Raw genomic sequence first — 2,215 nt, 5'->3', positions numbered from 1 at the left:
TTGAGGAGCTTTGCAACTACGGTGCTATTGCATCATGAAACTGTCTGAACCATTGTTGAATTGTCATTTAATCTGCGCTGGTATTGTCGATCTTTGTCCTGGAAGCCTCCGGTAATTTATTGGTTATAGAGCTTCCACACTCAAGCCGGTGTGCGCGCAGCAGCCAGGATTACTACCTCCCGTGCACCCTGTTGTTTGAGTGCCACGCTGGCCCAGTGAGCTGTGGCACCGGTGGTGACCACATCGTCCAGTAATAAAAGATGCTTCCCTTGCACCTCTGTTGCAGCTTTAAAAGCACCTCTGGGATTCAGCCAACGGGCTTTTCTGCCCAGTTCCTGCTGGCTGGTCAGGGTGCGAGTGCTTTGTAACCAGCTCGGTTGAAATGCCAGCCCTTGCAGCAGTGCCAGGCGTTGTGCCAGCCAAGTGGGTGCATGAAGTCCTCTTGCTCGAATACGCTCCCGTTGTCCCGGTATCACCACCAGCGCATCCAGCTCCAATGGGGTTGAATGAATGGCATCATGCAGCAGATCCAGCAGCAGGTAACCGGCGGTGCGTTGTTGTTGGTATTTAAAACGCCACAATAGCTGATCCACAGGTGCTGCGTACAGCCAGGGTGCAATCACCGCATCAAATGCCGGTGGATTTTTACGGCAGCGACTGCACAGACCTGAGTGGCTGGATTCTTCTTGCAGAAGGTTTGGCAGGGGTTCCGCACAAAGGCGGCAGCAGTGGTTGTTCTGTGGCAGTTGTGCCGTACAGGCACTACACAAATCCCGTTCACTGCTGAGTGGCTGGGCACAAACCAGACATTCGCCCGGCAACCACACGCGGCTGTGACGATGCAGTCTGAATACTTGTTGTTTAATCTTGTTAGCCAGTACTTTTGCTTTAGTTGACAGCATTTCCCTGCTCCGGCATCATCTTGTTAACTTTGTATTTTTTCTGGTTTACAGGATTTCTGCCATGACCCCTTTGCGCCATGACTGGAGCAGCGAAGAAATTGCTGCTCTTTTTGCCCTGCCTTTTAACGACCTGTTGTTCCGTGCTCACACCCTTCATCGTGAATTTTTTGATGCCAATCATGTGCAGGTATCCACACTCTTATCCATCAAAACCGGCAGCTGCCCAGAAGACTGCAAGTATTGCCCACAATCTGCGCATTACAACACAGGTCTGGATAAAGAAAGGCTGCTGGAGATCAGCAAAGTGGTGGAACAGGCACGGGCTGCAAAACAGGCGGGTGCCAGCCGTTTTTGTATGGGGGCGGCTTGGCGTTCTCCGGCTGAACGGGATATGCCTGTGGTAACGGATATGATCCGTGAGGTGAAATCCATGGGGCTGGAAACCTGCATGACACTGGGTATGTTAAAAGAAGGGCAGGCCGAGACACTGGCCGCCGCTGGTCTGGATTATTACAACCACAATCTGGATACCTCGGAAGAATTTTACGGTGAAATCATCAGCACCCGCACCTACAGCGACCGGCTGGATACCTTGGACAAGGTGCGCAAGGCAGGCATGAAAGTCTGCTGTGGTGGCATTCTGGGCATGGGTGAAGCCACCAGTGATCGTATTGGTTTGTTGCAGCAGTTGTCCTCTTTGCAGCCTCACCCAGAAAGTGTACCGCTGAACATGCTGGTGAAGGTGGCCGGTACACCCATGGCAGATCTTGAAGATCTGGAACCGCTGGAGTTTATCCGGGTGATTGCTGTGGCACGTATCCTGATGCCTGCTTCGCGAGTGCGTTTATCTGCTGGGCGCGAAAAGCTGGATGATACCGCACAGGCGCTGGCATTTTTTGCCGGAGCCAATTCAATTTTTTACGGTGACAAGCTACTGACCACTGGTAACCCAGAAGCGCAGAAGGATCAGAGCCTGTTCCGTAAGCTGGGCATCAACAGCCAGCAAACCCAGGCTGTTGTGGATGAGCAGGTGCATGAAGCGGTGTTACAGGATGTTCTCGCTGCCAATCAACCCTTGTATCAGGATGCCACCCGCAAAGACAGTGAACGCAGCCGTAAACCCTGTGGACTGGTGATTTAACACCCTGCCTGATTACCCAGGGAATAATTGGTTATCTGGCTTGACATGCCAACAGGTTACGTTAGAATGCGGCTCTCCTCAAAAAAGCGGACGTGGTGGAATTGGTAGACACGCCAGATTTAGGTTCTGGTGCCGTAAGGTGTGAGAGTTCGAGTCTCTCCGTCCGCACCAT

2 protein-coding genes and 1 tRNA gene are annotated in these 2,215 nt (G+C 52.4%); 2 read left to right on the top strand and 1 reads right to left on the bottom strand.

Features of this window, described 5'->3' with window-relative positions; translation table 11 throughout:
• Positions 1-140: 140 nt before the first annotated feature.
• On the bottom strand, positions 141-902 hold the full coding sequence (locus tag IBX50_RS19925; RefSeq protein WP_292258139.1) for a double zinc ribbon domain-containing protein: 762 nt from the start codon (positions 900-902) through the stop codon (positions 141-143).
• Between the two features lie 61 nt (positions 903-963).
• Between IBX50_RS19925 and bioB the strand changes: the two genes are divergently transcribed.
• On the top strand, positions 964-2,043 hold the full coding sequence (gene bioB / locus IBX50_RS19920; protein WP_292258138.1) for a biotin synthase BioB: 1,080 nt from the start codon (positions 964-966) through the stop codon (positions 2,041-2,043).
• An 86-nt stretch (positions 2,044-2,129) separates the two neighbouring features.
• Positions 2,130-2,214 (top strand) — tRNA-Leu (locus IBX50_RS19915).
• Position 2,215 lies beyond the last annotated feature (1 nt).

It is taken from the genome of Marinospirillum sp. (assembly GCF_014859565.1).
This window is presented reverse-complemented; position numbering and strand designations above follow the sequence as displayed.